At 43.9% G+C, this 16,143-nt stretch carries 17 protein-coding genes; 4 read left to right on the forward strand and 13 right to left on the reverse strand.

Annotated features, from left to right (window positions below):
• The 7 genes from JWG44_RS02395 to JWG44_RS02425 are packed head-to-tail and all read right to left on the reverse strand — an operon-like array spanning position 1 to position 6,563.
• Positions 1-1,077 (reverse strand): UDP-N-acetylglucosamine--N-acetylmuramyl-(pentapeptide) pyrophosphoryl-undecaprenol N-acetylglucosamine transferase, encoded by a 1,077-nt coding sequence (locus JWG44_RS02395; protein WP_205273359.1) that lies wholly within the window; start codon positions 1,075-1,077, stop codon positions 1-3.
• Positions 1,074-2,228, reverse strand: a complete 1,155-nt coding sequence (locus JWG44_RS02400; RefSeq protein ID WP_205273360.1) for an FtsW/RodA/SpoVE family cell cycle protein — start codon at positions 2,226-2,228, stop codon at positions 1,074-1,076. The genes JWG44_RS02395 and JWG44_RS02400 overlap by 4 nt, the downstream gene beginning before the upstream one ends.
• The gene (gene mraY, locus JWG44_RS02405; protein ID WP_205273361.1) at positions 2,225-3,337 is read right to left on the reverse strand and encodes a phospho-N-acetylmuramoyl-pentapeptide-transferase; all 1,113 of its coding nucleotides are present in this window, start codon (positions 3,335-3,337) and stop codon (positions 2,225-2,227) included. The genes JWG44_RS02400 and mraY overlap by 4 nt, the downstream gene beginning before the upstream one ends.
• A gap of 54 nt (positions 3,338-3,391) precedes the next feature.
• On the reverse strand, positions 3,392-4,885 hold the full coding sequence (locus JWG44_RS02410; RefSeq protein ID WP_205273362.1) for a UDP-N-acetylmuramoyl-L-alanyl-D-glutamate--2,6-diaminopimelate ligase: 1,494 nt from the start codon (positions 4,883-4,885) through the stop codon (positions 3,392-3,394).
• On the reverse strand, positions 4,860-5,222 hold the full coding sequence (locus JWG44_RS02415; protein ID WP_205273363.1) for a hypothetical protein: 363 nt from the start codon (positions 5,220-5,222) through the stop codon (positions 4,860-4,862). Before JWG44_RS02415 ends, JWG44_RS02410 begins: the two co-directional genes overlap by 26 nt.
• On the reverse strand, positions 5,215-6,180 hold the full coding sequence (gene rsmH / locus JWG44_RS02420; RefSeq protein WP_205273364.1) for a 16S rRNA (cytosine(1402)-N(4))-methyltransferase RsmH: 966 nt from the start codon (positions 6,178-6,180) through the stop codon (positions 5,215-5,217). The genes JWG44_RS02415 and rsmH overlap by 8 nt, the downstream gene beginning before the upstream one ends.
• 44 nt (positions 6,181-6,224) lie before the next feature.
• Positions 6,225-6,563, reverse strand: a complete 339-nt coding sequence (locus JWG44_RS02425) for a rhodanese-like domain-containing protein (RefSeq protein WP_232371440.1) — start codon at positions 6,561-6,563, stop codon at positions 6,225-6,227.
• Positions 6,564-6,877: 314 nt separating this feature from the next.
• Between JWG44_RS02425 and JWG44_RS02430 the strand changes: the two genes are divergently transcribed.
• Positions 6,878-7,399, forward strand: a complete 522-nt coding sequence (locus JWG44_RS02430; RefSeq protein WP_205273366.1) for an HIT family protein — start codon at positions 6,878-6,880, stop codon at positions 7,397-7,399.
• Between the two features lie 14 nt (positions 7,400-7,413).
• Here JWG44_RS02430 and JWG44_RS02435 read toward each other — a convergent pair whose 3' ends face one another.
• Together JWG44_RS02435 and JWG44_RS02440 are read right to left on the reverse strand one after the other, a co-directional pair.
• Positions 7,414-8,286: a CheR family methyltransferase gene (locus JWG44_RS02435; protein WP_205273367.1), complete on the reverse strand. Its 873-nt coding sequence runs from the start codon at positions 8,284-8,286 to the stop codon at positions 7,414-7,416.
• A 12-nt stretch (positions 8,287-8,298) separates the two neighbouring features.
• Positions 8,299-8,550, reverse strand: coding sequence for an STAS domain-containing protein (locus JWG44_RS02440; RefSeq protein WP_232371441.1), 252 nt, complete (start codon positions 8,548-8,550; stop codon positions 8,299-8,301).
• A 94-nt stretch (positions 8,551-8,644) separates the two neighbouring features.
• On the opposite strand from JWG44_RS02440, the gene JWG44_RS02445 reads away from it, so the two are divergent.
• The 3 genes from JWG44_RS02445 to JWG44_RS02455 all read left to right on the forward strand — a co-directional run bounded on the left by JWG44_RS02445 (position 8,645) and on the right by JWG44_RS02455 (position 10,187).
• A complete protein-coding gene (locus JWG44_RS02445) occupies positions 8,645-8,896 on the forward strand; it encodes a putative signal transducing protein (protein ID WP_205273369.1) in 252 nt (83 codons plus the stop codon).
• Positions 8,893-9,642 carry a menaquinone biosynthetic enzyme MqnA/MqnD family protein gene (locus tag JWG44_RS02450; RefSeq protein ID WP_205273370.1) on the forward strand — a complete coding sequence of 250 codons (750 nt, stop codon included), beginning with the start codon at positions 8,893-8,895 and terminating at the stop codon, positions 9,640-9,642. Before JWG44_RS02445 ends, JWG44_RS02450 begins: the two co-directional genes overlap by 4 nt.
• 101 nt (positions 9,643-9,743) lie before the next feature.
• Complete coding sequence (locus JWG44_RS02455) at positions 9,744-10,187, forward strand: acyl-CoA thioesterase (protein WP_205273371.1); 444 nt, start codon at positions 9,744-9,746, stop codon at positions 10,185-10,187.
• 362 nt (positions 10,188-10,549) lie between these two features.
• On the opposite strand, the gene JWG44_RS02460 is transcribed toward JWG44_RS02455, so the two are convergent.
• The 4 genes from JWG44_RS02460 to JWG44_RS02475 all read right to left on the reverse strand — a co-directional run bounded on the left by JWG44_RS02460 (position 10,550) and on the right by JWG44_RS02475 (position 16,103).
• Positions 10,550-11,116, reverse strand: a complete 567-nt coding sequence (locus tag JWG44_RS02460) for a hypothetical protein (RefSeq protein WP_232371442.1) — start codon at positions 11,114-11,116, stop codon at positions 10,550-10,552.
• 298 nt (positions 11,117-11,414) lie between these two features.
• Positions 11,415-12,086 carry an LIC11874 family lipoprotein gene (locus JWG44_RS02465; RefSeq protein WP_205273373.1) on the reverse strand — a complete coding sequence of 224 codons (672 nt, stop codon included), beginning with the start codon at positions 12,084-12,086 and terminating at the stop codon, positions 11,415-11,417.
• Positions 12,087-12,818: 732 nt separating this feature from the next.
• Positions 12,819-14,198 (reverse strand): ammonium transporter, encoded by a 1,380-nt coding sequence (locus tag JWG44_RS02470; RefSeq protein WP_205273374.1) that lies wholly within the window; start codon positions 14,196-14,198, stop codon positions 12,819-12,821.
• A 39-nt stretch (positions 14,199-14,237) separates the two neighbouring features.
• On the reverse strand, positions 14,238-16,103 hold the full coding sequence (locus JWG44_RS02475; RefSeq protein WP_205273375.1) for a SpoIIE family protein phosphatase: 1,866 nt from the start codon (positions 16,101-16,103) through the stop codon (positions 14,238-14,240).
• Between the last annotated feature and the right edge of the window lie 40 nt (positions 16,104-16,143).

Raw genomic sequence — 16,143 nt, forward strand, 5'->3', positions numbered from 1 at the left:
TTAGTCCAGAGAGAAAAAATATTTCGCGGTGTCTCTTGCCGCGTCCACATGGGAACACTGAAGAGATTTGATCGACATTTCGTTTAACAACGAGACGTCGTCTACGAGTTTCGCAAGAATTCTAAAAAGATGGGATTCGTCTTCGTCCTTTTGATCCAAGACTACCGCGGCTCCGTTGAGTTCAAAGTATCTTGCGTTCGCCATCTGATGATCGTCTTTTGCATAAGGATACGGAATAAGAATCATCGGAAGCGCAAAGGCCGCACACTCGGATAAAACTCCGGAACCGGAACGCGCGATCACGAAGTTCGCCCACTCGTATTGTTCCTTCATATTGTCCGTGTAAGATATGAGCTCCGCGTCCTTTTTTGTCTTTTGCGAAACCTCCTCATACAAAGCCGAACCCGTTAATAAACGAAATCGAAACTGAGTGTTGATTTCGTCGTGATCCATCAGACGAACTACGATATTGTTGATCTGTCTGGCGCCTTGACTTCCACCCATCACAAGAACGTTAAACTGCTTCTTCTTTTTAGAGTCGTATTTTTCGGAGAATTTCAAAGACATCTTCGGAAGTGTTTTTTTCCGAAGAGGATTTCCGATGATCGACCAATCGCAAGGAACTGAATGATTGACGGGAGGAAAACTAAACGCGGCCTTATTGGCAAAACGGAAAAACAAACGGTTCACGTTTCCGGGAATACAATTCTGTTCGCAGAGATAAACCTTCTTCCTAAAAAGAACTCCGTATAAAATCGAAGAAACCGTCGAATAACCGCCCATTCCGATGACGACGTCCACGTTGAGTTTTCGAAAGAGTAGGAATGTTTTTAGAATCTGAAACGTATAACGAAAGGGAAAAAGAAGAATATTGCTGGAGAGCGGAGGAAGATTGTGCCAGAGAACGTCACACGGAGCTTGTTCCAAATCCGGGTTGTTTCGATTCCGTTCGAGAGAATAGAGATATAAATTCTCATAACCGATCTGTTCTTTTAAGTCGGTCAAAACTTCGGCAAGAGCGACTCCCGGTGATATATGTCCTCCGGTCCCGCCGGCTGCGATTACAATCGATCTCATAGACCTAGGTTTTCCTTTCTCGTTATATTGACAAGAATTCCAAGAGAAATCAATACGATGAGAATGGAAGATCCTCCGTAACTCACAAAAGGTAAACTGATCCCTGTGATCGGAAAGATTCCCGTAACGACGAACATATTGATGATAAATTGTGTTCCCAAGATGATCAAAATTCCGGCACCCAAATAAAAACCGAACGGATCCTTTACCTTCTGCACAAGATAAAAAGACCGGAACAGAAGTAATAAGATTAGAAAGATAAAAATCATAAATCCCACAAACCCGAAATCTTCGACAAACGTCGCCAATACGAAGTCCGTATGACTGTAAGTCAAATAACGATGCGCGTAACCCGAAGCGAGTTTGTTACCGAACCACCCTCCGTCCAAAAACGCACGAAACGAAGTTACGAGCTGATGACCTTCGTCAAAACGGTATCGATAGGGATCCAGCCAAACTTCCACCCTCTTCTTCCGATAACCGACCCGATCGATCAAAATGTAAATCAGAGGAAGGGATACGATACCTACGACGAGCAAATTTCGAAAAGGAAATCCGAATAAAAAAATAAAACCTAGAATTACAAAAAGAATTTCTAATGTGGTTCCGAATGCGGGTTCCACAAGAATCAAAACGATCACCGTGAGCAATAAGACGGACGGAACTAAAAGTTTTTTGTAATCAAGCGCGGATTCTAACTTTAATTTTTTAAAAAGCGAGGCGAGATAGATCAAAACGGCCACTTTAGCGACTTCAGAAGGCTGGAGTTGATACGGGCCGAGCGCGATCCATCTATGAAAGTTTCTTCCGTAATATGTGGACACCGATTTCCCAACGCCGGGAATAAACACGAGAATGAGAAGACCGATGGCGACTAACATTCCTAAGGCGGCGAGTTTTTCGAGTTTTTGGTAAGGAAAAACAGAGAAAAAAAAGAAAAACACAAGACTCACACAGATCCAGATCGCCTGTTTTTTGAGAAAGTATTCCGAATCCTTAAATTCTCTCCAAGCGGTGATACTCGAAGAAGAATACATAACGCAGAGCCCCAAAAAAAGAAGAAGAAAGATCGTAACGATCAAAAGAACGTCTAAGGAACTTTTTCCCGGTCCCCAGAACTCTCTCCACTTCCTTCCGATAGAATCGATCATTGAATTTTGAGAGTCGATAAGGAGATGATCGCGAGGATGACGGCGATGATCCAAAATCGAATCACGATCTTGGTTTCCTTCAATCCTCCCAATTCAAAATGATGATGCAGAGGAGCCATCTTAAAGATTCTTTTTCCGGTGAGTTTAAAAGAACCAACTTGAAGAATTACGGAAAGGGCTTCGCTTACAAAGATCGCACCCAAAATCAAAAGAAGAATTTCTTTTTTCAGAAGAATCACTACCATTCCCAAGGTCGCGCCTAAAAAAAGAGAACCGGTATCTCCCATAAAAACCTGGGCAGGATGCGCGTTGAACCAAAGAAATCCTAGAAGAGCTCCTGCGAGCGCGGATAAAAACACCGAATATTCGTGAGCTCCGGGAAGATAGGGAATGTTGAGATAGTTCGCGACGATCGGGGTTCCCGAAAAGTATGCGATGATTCCTAACGTAACGACTGCGATCGCGACCGTTCCCGTCGCGAGTCCGTCGAGTCCGTCCGTCAAATTCACCGCGTGAGAGGAACCGATGATCACGACGATCGAAAACGGAATCGCAAGAAGTCCTAACGCTAAAACCGGACCCTTTACAAAAGGAAAAAACAAATCCGTCAATTGAAACGGAATTTTACCGGAATGTCCCGGAGGAGTATGACCCGTATAATAAAAGAATAATATACAAAACCCGAGTGAAATCAGGATCGAAAGAAGAAATTTCGTTCTCGCGCGCATCCCGCCCTTGATCTTTTTTACCGACTTCATATAATCGTCGGCAAAACCGAGAGCCGAAAAAAACAGGGAAAAAACCGCGAGCATTACGATGTTCGGATTTTTAAGATTTCCCCAGAGAAGAACTGAAAAAAGAAGAGAACCGATGATCAAAAGACCTCCCATCGTCGGGGTTCCTTTTTTTGCTTCGTGGGATTTCGGACCGTCGTCCCGAACGGATTCCCGGAACTTGAGTCCGTATAAAAAATCGATCACACGATGACCGAGCCAAAACGTGACCAACATCGATGTAAGTCCCGCCATCAAAGCGCGAAACGTAACATAGCTAAAAATGCGAAGGGAATCCAGATGGTTGAAGTAAAGATCGTAGAGATAATAAAACATGTACCCGTCCTAGTTTCAAAAAAAAGGAGTGTTCTTTATTTGTATCGGAGAATTTTAAAAAAGGCCGAAGGCTTTTTGAACCTGCTCCACGTCGCTGAAGTGACGTTTTTCTTTCCCGATGATTTGGTATTCTTCATGACCCTTTCCTGCCACAAGAAGACAACCGCCTTCCGGCAAAACCGCCACTCCTTCCGCGATCGCCTTGGCTCGATCCACTTCCCTGAGAAGCGGAAGAAATCCTTTGGAAAAACCGGTCTGGATCTCATTCAAGATGGATTCCGGTTCTTCCGTTCTCGGGTTATCGGAGGTAAGAATGACCTGATCCGAAAGTTCTTCCGCGATCCGCGCCATCTTAGGACGTTTGGATCTATCCCGATCTCCTCCGCAACCGAAAAGAGTGATCAATCGTTTCGGTTGAGAATCTCTCACACTTCGGATGATATTTTCCAGAGCGTCCGGAGTATGCGCGTAATCGACGACGGCCATTCTCGAACGATCCTTGCTGTAGACGATTTGAAAACGTCCCGGAATCTGAGGAATTCTTTCCAAAGAAGAAGACATCTTTTGCGGATCCAAACCGATCCCGATTCCCGTGATCCACGCGAGGGCCGTATTGCGGACGTTAAACGAACCCAGAAGATTGGTATGAATCGAATGAGAATGATCGCCCTCGGTCAAAGTATAAGAAGTGCCTTGCAGATTGAGAGAAGAATCTCCGATCTTCCATTCTCCGCGAGGACCGTCTAACGCGTTCACTTTCAAACTCGGAAGACGGGATTGAATTCTTTCTAAGAGTTCTTTTCCGCCGGGAGAAATGTAATCCAAAACCGCAAACGAAGAACGGAAAGAATCCAAAATTTCAAAAAGACGAAACTTACTTTCGAAGTAATCTTCCATATCGGGATGAAAGTCGAGATGGTCCTGGGTAAGATTGGTGAAAACTCCGGCCCTGACGGAGATCCCGTTCAGTCTTCCGAGTTTGAGACCGTGAGAACTCGCTTCCATAAAAACGGTATCCACACCATGATCCTTCATTTCTTTGAGAATGAGATTGAGAGAAGAAGCGTCCGGAGTCGTGTAACCCGTATCGATCAGATTATCTCCGAATTTGACTCCGATCGTACCGATCAAACCGCAGTTGCGTCCCTGTTCTTTTGCTAATGCGAAGAGAATGTTCGTGAGGGAAGTTTTCCCGTTCGTCCCGGTCACGGCGACGATCTCCAAAGTTTTCGAAGGATGACCGAGAAGAAAGGAAGCGATCCTCCCTTGGAGTTGTTCCGGATCGATCTTTGTTTCCAAAACGATCTTGGAATCCGGAAGGACGATCGAAGAACCGCTTCGAATCAGAATCAAAGAGGCATTGGTCTTGGAAATATATTCTTCTTTTTTAGAACCCAGAGAATCGGAAACGCAGAAGATATCTTCTACGTTCGTCTTCCGAGAATCGGATTGGATATAACCGAGTTCGACTCCATCGGGCGATTTGCTTTGAGGAACGATCTTAAGTTCGAGTTCCGGAAATTCACGGAGAAGATGCGTTAGGTTCATTCTCGTCTTCATTTTTTTCAGGAGGTAGATTTAGAGTTATGATTCTATCTCCCACGGTGATGGGAAGATAGTTGTATGTTTTTCTGTATAACGTTTCGATTCTTCTTGCGGAAGTATAAGTGGCGACTCCGATTTTTAAGTCGTCGTTCTTTTTGATCTGTTTGATCTTTTCACCGGTGGCGATGCTGATCTCACGATTGAGTCTTGCGACCTGAACGTTCTGCCAGACGTAGAGAAAAAAAAGACTTAGGAAAAGAATCACCTTTCCCAGATTGAAAAAAAGAATCCCGAGATCCTTCCAAACTGGATTTTCCAACCAGGCTCCGATCTTAGACATCCGATTCTTCCTCTTCCTCGAAATCTTCCTTTCTATATTTCTTATCGACCGATTTCGTTTTTTTGAGCACTCTCAATTTTGCGGAACGAGAAGCCGGATTCTCCCTCGTTTCGTCTTCGGAAGGAAGAATCGGTTTTTTTGTAAGAAGAGTAAAACCGTTCTCCTTCGCATAATCTCGAAGAGCGTTTTTTACGATCCGATCCTCGAGAGAATGAAAGGAGATCACCTGGATCAGTCCGTCTTTACGAAGAAGATCAAGAAGGGATTTCAAACCCGTTTCGATATGTGAGAGTTCTTGATTGACTTCGATACGAAGCGCTTGAAAGATCCGGGTCGCAGGATGTCTTCCCGGAGGCCAAAATTTTCGAGGAATGATTTTGGAAATGAGTTCCGCCAATTCTCCCGAAGTTGTGATCGGATTCTGTTTTCTTCGATCGATAATCACTTCGGCGATTTTTTTGGACCAACGTTCTTCTCCGTATGTATAGAAGATGTTGAGGAGTTTGTCTTTCGGATATGTGTTGAGAACGTCTTCCGCGCTCAAACCCATATCGGGAGAAAGTCTCATGTCGAGGGGTTCGGATTCCCGAAAACTAAAACCTCTTCCCGAATGAAAAAGATGAAACGTGGAAATTCCAAGATCGAGAAGAATTCCTTGCGGCGCCTCTTCCACTCCGTGCGCTCTTAAAAGCTCCGCGTCGATATCCGAAAAATTGGTTTCGATCGGAATCACTCTTTCCTTGAATTCGGAAAGACGAACGCACGCGCGCGATAACATGACCGGATCCCGATCGCAGAGAATCGCTTTGGAATTCGGAAATTCTTGTAAGAAGAGAAGGCTGTGTCCGCCTTCTCCTGCGGTTCCGTCTAAGAAGAGAACGGATTCTTCTTTTGAAAAATTCTCATGAAAGATTCGGAGAATGTCCTTTCCTTGAACTGAATAGTGAACCGGTTCCAATGTCTCTCCATCCTTTTTCGAAGATCCGGTCCTGCAAGGAGATTCTAAGGAAGATCCGTCAAACCGCCCGCGTTGATCGCGTTTGCATATCCTTTCGACTGAAGCGTCTGTAAGGCATGAAAACTACGACGACCCGAACGACAATACAAAACGATCTTTTGATCGACGGAACCGAATTCTGCGAGCCGAGAAGAAACCTGATCCAGAGGAATGTTCACCGCGTTTGTATAATGACCGCTCTCGAATTCCTGAGGAGTGCGAACGTCCACAACGAGAGCGTTCTGAGAAATCCATTCTTTCACCTGGCTTTTGTCTGCCTGTTCTTTTGTCTTTCCACAAAAAAACAGAAGGACAAATCCCAAGATAAGAATCCAGAGACTCAATTTCCGTTTTCTAAAGAGACCTTTTCTATTTATATACCGATCCATCATACTTCTCCCGGCTTTTGTATTCCGTTCTGTTCCGATTTGAGTTCTTGTCAATTTTAGAATTTAGTTTTTCTCTTTTGCACAAAATGTCTGATCGAAAAATCGATGGAGGACGCCGTTTCCGATCGACGAACTTCTTTTTTGGAGAATTTTATATTCCAAGGAATCAGCTCCTCTTCTCCAACCGAAATACGGGGACGATCATTTTTCCTTTCGATCCGCCGCGCTAATTTTTTGACAGCCCGGGAGACCGGAATAATTTAGGGTTCATGGAAGAATCCAATTCTACTCAATGGGACGAACCCAGGAAAAATCTTTTTTCCATTCACAAACTGGATTACGCGAGAGGAAAAAGACCCGAGGTAGATTGTATTCTCTGCGGAATTTGTAGAAAAGATCCGGACGTTCCAAACCTTACAGTTTCCGAAACCGATCTCACCGTTGTTTCCGTAAATTTATACCCTTACAATCCGGGACATCTAATGATCTTTCCAAAAAGACATATCCTCGCTTACGAAGAGATGACTCCGGAAGAAGCCCTGGAAATCCACGAAGGCGCTTCCAAAACGATTCGGATTCTTAAAAAACTATGGAACGTTCAAGGATTCAATCTGGGTTACAATATAGGAAAAAACGCGGGCGGCTCGATCCCTCACATCCACCAGCATATCGTTCCTAGATTTCCGAACGAAGCCGGTTTTTTAGACGTATTAGCAAATTCAAGAATTGTAATCTACGAACCCTACGAAATGCAGAAAGAATGGATTCGTATCTGGAAAGAATTTTCGTAAGAACCGGTTTTTCGTTATACTACCGGTTTTTTCTGATAAATCGTGTGACCTAAAAATTTGTAACTTTCGGAAATGCCGAATAACGTTTCCGAATGTCCGATAATCAAAAGTCCTCTGTCTTTGAGAACCTTTTCAAAATTTTCGAAAATTTTCTTCTGAGTCGGTTTGTCAAAATAGATGATTACGTTTCTGCAAAAAACACAATCCATCTTATCCGGAATCGGATACGGAGTTTCCAAAAGATTTACTTTTCTAAAATCGATCAGAGCCTTGAGTTCCGGTTTTGCCTGATAAGAAATATCGCCGCGTTCCGGATCTTTGATCTTGATAAAATATTTGTTCTTTAATTTCTCATCCACGGGAAGAAGGCGATCCTCTTTGTAGATTCCTTCTTTTGCGGTGTTGATTACGTTCGTATCGATATCGGAAGCGTAGATTTTGATGTCCCAACCGGGTTTAAACGCGAAGTGGTCGAGACAGGTCATCGCGATCGTGTAGGGTTCTTCTCCCGTCGAACACGCGCTAGACCAGATTCTTAGAATCTTTTTTCCGTTTTTCGCGGCCTTCTCCTCCACCGAAGGAAAAAAAGTGGACTTCAAAAATTCGAAGTGGTGATTTTCCCGATAAAAGTCGGTTTTGTTCGTGGTGATTCTGTTTATAAGTTCGGTGAGTTCGCTGTTAAAAAAAGCGTGGTCGATGCGGAGTTTGCCGATATATTCCGAGACCGATTTTAAACCGAAATGCCTGGCTCGTCCGTTGAGGCGGGATTGAACCATAATCTTCTTATGATCGGCTAAAAAAATCCCCGTCTCTTTGTACATAAGAGATTTTACAAATTGAAACTCTTCGTCGGAAATCGTGTTCAGGCCGGACTGAATATCTGTCATGGTTAAGATGTTTTATAAAGTACCGAATACTCTGTCAAGAGATACAAGTTTAAGAATCTGTTTCAGACGTTGCGAAACGTTTACGGTTTCCACGTCGATCCCCAAACTGCGGACGCGATTTGCAAAACTCACCAACACTCCCAGCGATACCGAAGAAATGACCTCGATATTGGAAAAGTCTAGAACGATGCAAGTTGGATTTTTTTCTAAAAAAGAATTGAGGTAATTTCTAAGTTCCTCGTGTTCCAAAGTAAGGTCGTTCAATTTTAAAGATATGTAAACTTTCTCATTGAAAACCATTGAGGAAATTAGACGATATAATAATTAGAATTCAACCCTAATATTTTTTGCGAGATTTATGGAACCCTTTGAAAAAGAACAGGACGATTCGGACGGATTTTCGGCCCGATTTGAAACTTCGGATCCGATTTTACTTTCCATAGTGAAATCGTTTTTGGACGCGAACGAGATCCACTATTTTGTCACCGGAGAGGAATTGTTTTTTCTGGAAGGGGCGGCGGTTCCGGCCGCAACACATTTTGCAATCGTGTATCTGATGGATCAAGACTATCCGATCTTAAAAGAGTTTTTAGAAAGAGAGAATCATTGAAAATAGGAATCGTTAAACATTTAAACGCAAGACCCCTAACCTGGGGATTCGAAAAGGATAATAAGAATCAGATCGTTCCCGACAACCCCGCAATACTCAAAGACTATTTGTTAAACGACAGGATCGACTTAGGACTCATCTCTTCGATCGAATGTATTCGGAATCGGGAAATTTTCAACACGTATCAAACGACCGGCGTCTGTGCAAAAGAGAAAGTGCGTTCCATTCTTTTTTTTAAAAACTTAAAGGAAGAATATCCTCCAAAAGTGATCCTAACCGACAGCGGTTCCAAAACGAGTATGTCCCTTGTTAGGGTTTTGGTCCATGAAGAAACGGGAAAAATTCCGGATGTGATTCCCACGGATTCTAAAATGATCCAAAAACAAATCGAAAACGGAATCGGTTCCCATATGCTTTTCGGAGACAATGCTCTATTAGCAAAATGGAATCCCGATTTTTACGATGTCCGCGACCTCGCTCAGTGGTGGAACGAACTTACGGGTCTCGGTTTTATCTTTGCGCTCTGGGCCAGTAAAAAACCGCTTTTAGTGGAAGAGTCTTTGTTTATTCAATCTTTGGAATATGGAATTTCTCATTTTGAAGAAATCATTTCTCAAGAATCCCGTCTTCCGGAAACGGTAGTGAGGGAATATCTCACAAAAGAACTCCACTACAAAGTCACGGAAGAAGACCATAAAGGTTTTTTTCTTTTCGGAGAAAAGTGTAAAAATCTCGACCTATTGTAGAATCGAAAACATCCCTTTGTTTCAAAGGGAGCTAACTTAGTTTTGATGAAAATTTCCGAAACGAATAACAAAGAAACAGATCGGAATCAAAAAGAGGAAGAATGGGGAAAAAAATCAAAAAAGAAGAATTCGAATTTTTCCATCCTTTGAGAGTGCGTTACGCGGAATCGGACCCGCAGGGTATCGTATTCAACGCGAATTATCTCACGTATTTCGACGTCGCGATCACTGAGTATTTTAGATGGTGTGGACTTCCGTATGGGGAACTGGATTCTAAATTCGAGGCGGACTTTCACGTCGTCCACTGTGAAATCGACTACAAGGCTCCCGCTCGTTTTGACGAAGAGATCCAAATCTATACAAAGGGAAGTTTTTCCGGAGTGAAGGTTTTTTGGGAACTTGCGGTTTTTCGAGAAGAAGATCTTCTTTGTTCCGGACAACTCGTCTACGCTTGCGTGGATTCCGGGTCGGGAAGTCTCAAAAAGATCGATCCGGAACTTGCAGGTTTTCTAAAGTGGACTCACGTCCCGGCTTCTTCGGAATAATTTTGGATCGTTTTCTTTTGGGCCGTCTTCCGTCTTCAAATTACTTGAGAGTTTTTCCCAAAACCTCGAAACAACGAAGAATCCGTCAGCTCTTCTTAAAAACGATGGAGTTCCTACGTATTACGTCTCTTAAAAGGTTTATGAATGCTCTAAAGGATTGATCGTTGATAAATTTTATGGGAGTTCCTACGGATTACGTCTCTTACAGTGTGTATATGAACTTTCTAAAACATGAATTGCGGATCAATTTTTATGGGAGTTCCTACTTTCCGAGAAACTCAATGTCTCGCTTCGATTGAACGCCGCCGAAAAATTTTGGGAAAAGTCCTTATTCTTTTATGAGATGTTTTCGACGGAAACGGTCAGATCGAGTCCAGGATATTCCATTCTTCTTCCGTACGCGCTCCAAAATCCTCTCCGTTTTTTTTGCTCCACCGATAAGCGCGGGCCTTGTAACGTTTTGCTTGAATCCGATTTCCGATTCGATGGGAATTGATCGCAAGACCCGCGAGAAGATCGTGCAGGAAACGATTGCATTCTTCCGACATCCTCGCCTCGCAATGGTTGAGAAGAATTTTTCCGGTCTCCACCGCAAAAGAAGGATCGGGGTCGATTTCTTTTAGATCCGGATCTGCGAGCATATAAGCGCTGATAAAATAATCCCTCCTTTCCATCTTTCCGATCGACTGAAGAATACAACGTTTCAACGCGGGAATTTTCGAAGTTTTTAAATACTCGCGAAGATCGTCTCGGAAGAGTTCGAAAAAATCCGGATAAGAATCGTCATACCAATTTTTAAGGGAGGCGAAATAAGCGCTCACACGAGCTAAACAGTGCTCGGGCTTTTTTTGAAAACCGGCCTCCGGCTTGGAAATACGAAAAAGGAAAAAAAGAAGAATGAAGAATAAAAAAGATTTTTTTGTAAACAATCCCATCTCAAAAAAGTACAACAAAGGGAAGACGCTGATTCGATTGATTAAAAAGAACGATTTCTATCTTCCCAAGTTTCGATAGACTCAGAAGAATAGAGGCGTCTTTTGAGAAATTCAAAAAAATCTTCCAAATATTTCTCAAAAAGAAAAAAGCAAAAATTTTCAGCGCCATTTTAGCTTGATCGGACTTTCCATCCGTTTTCAAGACCTTTTTTCGGAGGAGGATTTGTCGGACCAAATGTCCGGTGTTTTGGGTCTTATCGTGAATTTTTGAAAAAGTAGGAACTCACACTTTCTAGTAGATCACAGTGATTCTATAATCCCAGGAATTGTTCCCGGGTTTCTCAATGGTATCCGCTAAAGGAAGGCGATAACTCAGCTTTCCAAGATTCACGTCTCCTCGATTGGACCGACAAATGGAAGCAATCGGAAAGTTCACTTTAAAAAGAATAGAACTCGTCCGAAGTAAACGAAGCGTTTCGGAGTAGATCTTCTTTTCCCCGTCTTTTTTGAGAGTTTCAGGGCCGCGACTGATGGTCGGAATTTCTCTCTTCACGTAGATCGTGTTTCCTTTTTTTCGAACCTGAACCTTTCCTAACATCGCGTCCTCGATCTGAGAAAGATCCTGAAATTCCACCTTATAATAGACCTTTGCCTTTTCGCGAAACAAACTTGGATCCGTTTCAGGCGTTATAATCTTTTGGAATGTATAATCTTTGAGAACGATATTTTTGGAAAAAAAACCTTTGTTGAGACGGTCCGAAATTTCGTCTTTCTGAGTCGGGAGAAACTTAATCAGAGATTCGTCGGAATTCCTACGGGTCGGAACTACATAAGAAACCTCTAACGTTCCGGTAAAATCGTGGTTGATCGTGACCGTTTCTTCGTAATCAAAGCAGTTTGAAAAAAAAAGAAGGACAAAGGAGAAGAATAAAAACTTGGATAATCGGCCGTAAAAAAGGCTCATGCATCAAATTTGAGACGGAAAAGGATTCCGTCAATGGAAAAGAGATTTTGAGAAGAATCCGGATTCGACGACTTTTAGCGCTTCCTTGAAAAAAGTAGGAACTCTCACAAAATTTAGCAAATGATCCCTTGACAAAAAATCCCCAAACGTGGCCGAAAAATGTCTCTCGATTCTCCCCAAAAAAAGGGGCTTCCGGAGTTCCGACTCGTCCCTTCTTCTCGAAAATACGTTCGATCCTCACCGCAAAAGTTAAAAAGAAATAGAATGAGAATCATGCGAGTTGGTTTTTGTGAGAGTTCCTACACGGGATCTTTTTACATACAAAATCATGATTTTTCCGATCAAGAAAAAACATCCGAATCTTCCATCGCCACCCGTCTCCAGCATAGAACTCCCAATCATAACCTTAACCACAAATTGAGGAGTTCTTTGGAATCATAAGGGCCCTTTTGCAGGAGTTCCTACATTCGAGACTTTTTACTTGCAAAAAGGGTGATTTTCTGATAGAGCAAAGTCTCCCGAATTTTTCCGCGCCCGCCCCTCCACCCAAAAAAACTCAGCGCGTCGCTCTCTATGGATCGCGCCGCAGGGCGGGGCTTTCGTTTTACAGCGGACCGTCGTTGTTACGACAAATTCTTTTAAAGATTCAGTCCGCTTGCGGGTAACGTTAGGCGGCCGCTTTCACGGAACGGGGACGACTTTTACGGAAGGAGCACGGAGCTCCTCCCTCCTTTATTTCGAAATCGGATATGCCTCGTTTCCGTGTTCCAGGATGTCCAAACCGGTAATCTCTTCGTCTTCGGAGACGCGCAATCCGACCGTGTATTTTAGGGCGAGAAAGATGATAGAACTCGCTCCAAAAGACCAGACAAACGCGATTCCGATCCCTGTAAGTTGAACCAAAACCACCGACAATTCACCGCCGAAAAAAAGACCGTTGACTCCGCCAAAGGATTCTTGAGCAAAAAGTCCGGCCGCCAAGGTTCCCCACGCGCCACAAACTCCGTGAACCGAAACCGCACCCACGGGATCGTCGATGTGAATTCTATCGAAGAATAAAACGCTCAAGACCACAAGAATTCCCGCGATCAGACCGATGATCACCGCGGAAGAAATACTTACGTTCGCACAAGGGGAAGTAATCGCGACCAGCCCCGCAAGAGCTCCATTCAAAGAAAGACCGATGTCCGGCTTCTTAAACATGATCCAAGTAACGATCATCGCCGCAAGGGCTCCCGCAGCCGCGGACATATTCGTTGTGACGGCGATCACGGCGAAGTTCCCTCCGTTCACGGAAGTCGTAGAACCTGGGTTGAACCCGAACCAACCGAACCAGAGAATAAAAACTCCCAAGGCCGCCATCGACATATTGTGTCCCAGAATCGGAAAAAGTTTTCCGTCCTGATACTTACCGATCCGAGGTCCGAGAATCAGGGCTCCCGCAAGACCGGCCCAACCACCGACCGAGTGAACCACCGTCGAGCCTGCAAAGTCTATAAAACCCTGTTGTTCTAAAAATCCCTTACCCAAACCCCAGAGACCGGCCCAAGCAAGACTTCCGAACATCGGATAGATAAACGCCGTAATCAATGCAGAAAAGATAATATACGAAACGAATTTCGTTCTCTCCGCCATTGCTCCGGAAACGATCGTCGCCGCAGTAGCCGCGAACACCATCTGGAAGATTAAGAATGCGAATCCCCACTTGTCAGGAGTTCCGTCCTTCACGATCAGAGAATCCGCGAGTCCCGGAATTCCGATTCCGAAACCCGGAAATATCTGAGGACCGAACATAATGGAGAATCCGATCAGCCAGAAAAAGATAGAACCGAAACAGAAATCGATGAAGTTTTTCATCAAGATGTTCACTACGTTCTTAGCTCGAGTAAAACCAGCTTCCACATAAGCAAAACCGGCTTGCATAAAAAAGACCAGAAACGCAGCGATACAAGTCCAGAGCCAATTTGTCTCGGACCTCAGAGTGGCCAACTCGTCGCTCACTGCTTTGAGAGCAGGATCGGGAACGGCGGCCGCGGCTTCGGCTATAGGAGCGTCTTGGGCAAAGACTCCTGTAGACAACAGAGCGAGGATTAAAACAAAATACCAACGCATAGTATAACTTATCTCCTTTTTTTATTTAAATCATTCCAGTCAAACAGCCATCTTTGTATCATCGTCGTCCTCTCCCGGAAGGGAAGGATCTTCTTTTTTCCGCATTAAGTCTTCCAACTTCTTGAGAGAGATCTTAAGATACTCGTTTGTAGGCGCGCTTTTGATTCCTTGTTGAAGAACCTTGATCGCCTTCGGACTTTGATTGTCTTTCAGATAACATCTCGCCAGACGAAGACTCGCTTTCGAATACGTGTGATCGATCGCAAGCGAACGTTTGAGGGAACGTTTTGCTTCGTGAACGTTCTCCGTTTCGTAATAAGCTCTTCCGATCAGATAGTGAATATAAGCCGAATCTTCACCGGAAGTTTTTACGAACTTGTCCAGGAATTGAATCGACTTGGGAAAGTTACGGTCCCTGTAATACATCCTTCCGAGAAGAAGAAGGCTGTCCTTAATCGAATCGTCCAAAGAATAAACGTCCAGAGCCTTATCGTAAGCGAGAGAATCGTTCTTCTCGCGGGCCGCGGTTTTCGCGACGTTCATCATGGATTTTGCCTTGTTCAAAAGCGGATTACACTGAAGAGCCATGATGGAGATATCGTCACCGTTTCTAGCTTCTCCCTTGTATCTCTTAAATCTGGAAATCAAAGAATCGACCAAATCACCCACGTAGATACGGTCTCTTTGTTCTTCGAGGGTTTGTTTTTCCTGTCTCACCCAATCCAAAAAACGGGCGTTGCCGAGTTCTTGACGTTCCGGATTTTTTTGTTCCACGATTCCATCGGAAGTAAGAATGAGAATGTCACCCGGATTGATACGTCCGTGTTTTTCTTCGAAGTTGTTCCGATTGACTTCGAAAATTCCCATCGGAACCCCGTTCGAGTCGAGTTCGTCGATCACACCCGTATCGTTTCTAAAATGAATCAACTTTTGATGAGCCCCGTTTACGTAAGAATAAGAATAGTCTCCGTAGATTCTTAAAATAAACGCGGTGAAATAAGTTCCTTCCGGAAGTTGAGGGCGAATCGATTCTCCCAACTCAGTAAGAATTTCGGTGAGACCGAGCCCGAGAGACGTACATCTTCTGAATTGGTAGTGAATCGACATCGTAACGAGCGCCGCGGGAATCCCGTGACCGGAAACGTCCGCGATGATTACGGTGACCGCGTTCCCGTGTCGCACAACGTCGAAATAATCGCCCGAAACTTCGGTCATCGGTTCGTAATACGTTCCGAAGTGAATTCCGTTCCAGGGAGCGATGTTCGTATTGATGATCTGACTCTGAACGTTCCGTCCCATCCTCATATCGAACTCGAGTTGTTTTAAAATTCCCGCCTCTCTCTGATTGGCTTCCACAAGACCTTCGATCAAACGGACCGAAGTAAGGGCGAGCGCCAACTGCGAAGCCAAGGCTTCGAGAATTTCGATATCGTCTTCGATGTAAAAAAAGCTGTGCTCGGATTCTACCGCGATCGTTCCTAAAACCTCGTCCTTATAAAGAATCGGAACGCACATAACGGAAAGAGTCGCTTCTCCTTCGTCGATATATTCAGGATGATACTCAAGATTCTGAACAAGAAGAGACGTTTTTGTTTTGAATGTATGACCGGAATAACCTTCGTTCTCGGTGACGCTTCTACGGGGAGGAGTTGTCTCGCGAAGATACCGAACCGGATGTAACATACCGTCTTTCCAGATTCTTAAAGTAGTATTATCACATTCAAAGATGTCCTTACAAATGTTTGTTACCGAATTATAGAGTTCGTCGTGTTTATCGACCGAGGCAAACTCCTTGCTGATATAAAGGAGAATGTCGATTTTATTTTTTTCAGTCAAACCACCTACGACCTTGTGGTTTCCCCGAAAACTGACTACCTTACGTTGACCAAGTTTTAGTTCTATCATATCCCGCACACTCCAAGGAAAGGATTCACTCCTTGAATTC

This window comes from Leptospira ainazelensis (genome assembly GCF_016918785.1).
Taxonomy (GTDB): domain Bacteria; phylum Spirochaetota; class Leptospiria; order Leptospirales; family Leptospiraceae; genus Leptospira; species Leptospira ainazelensis.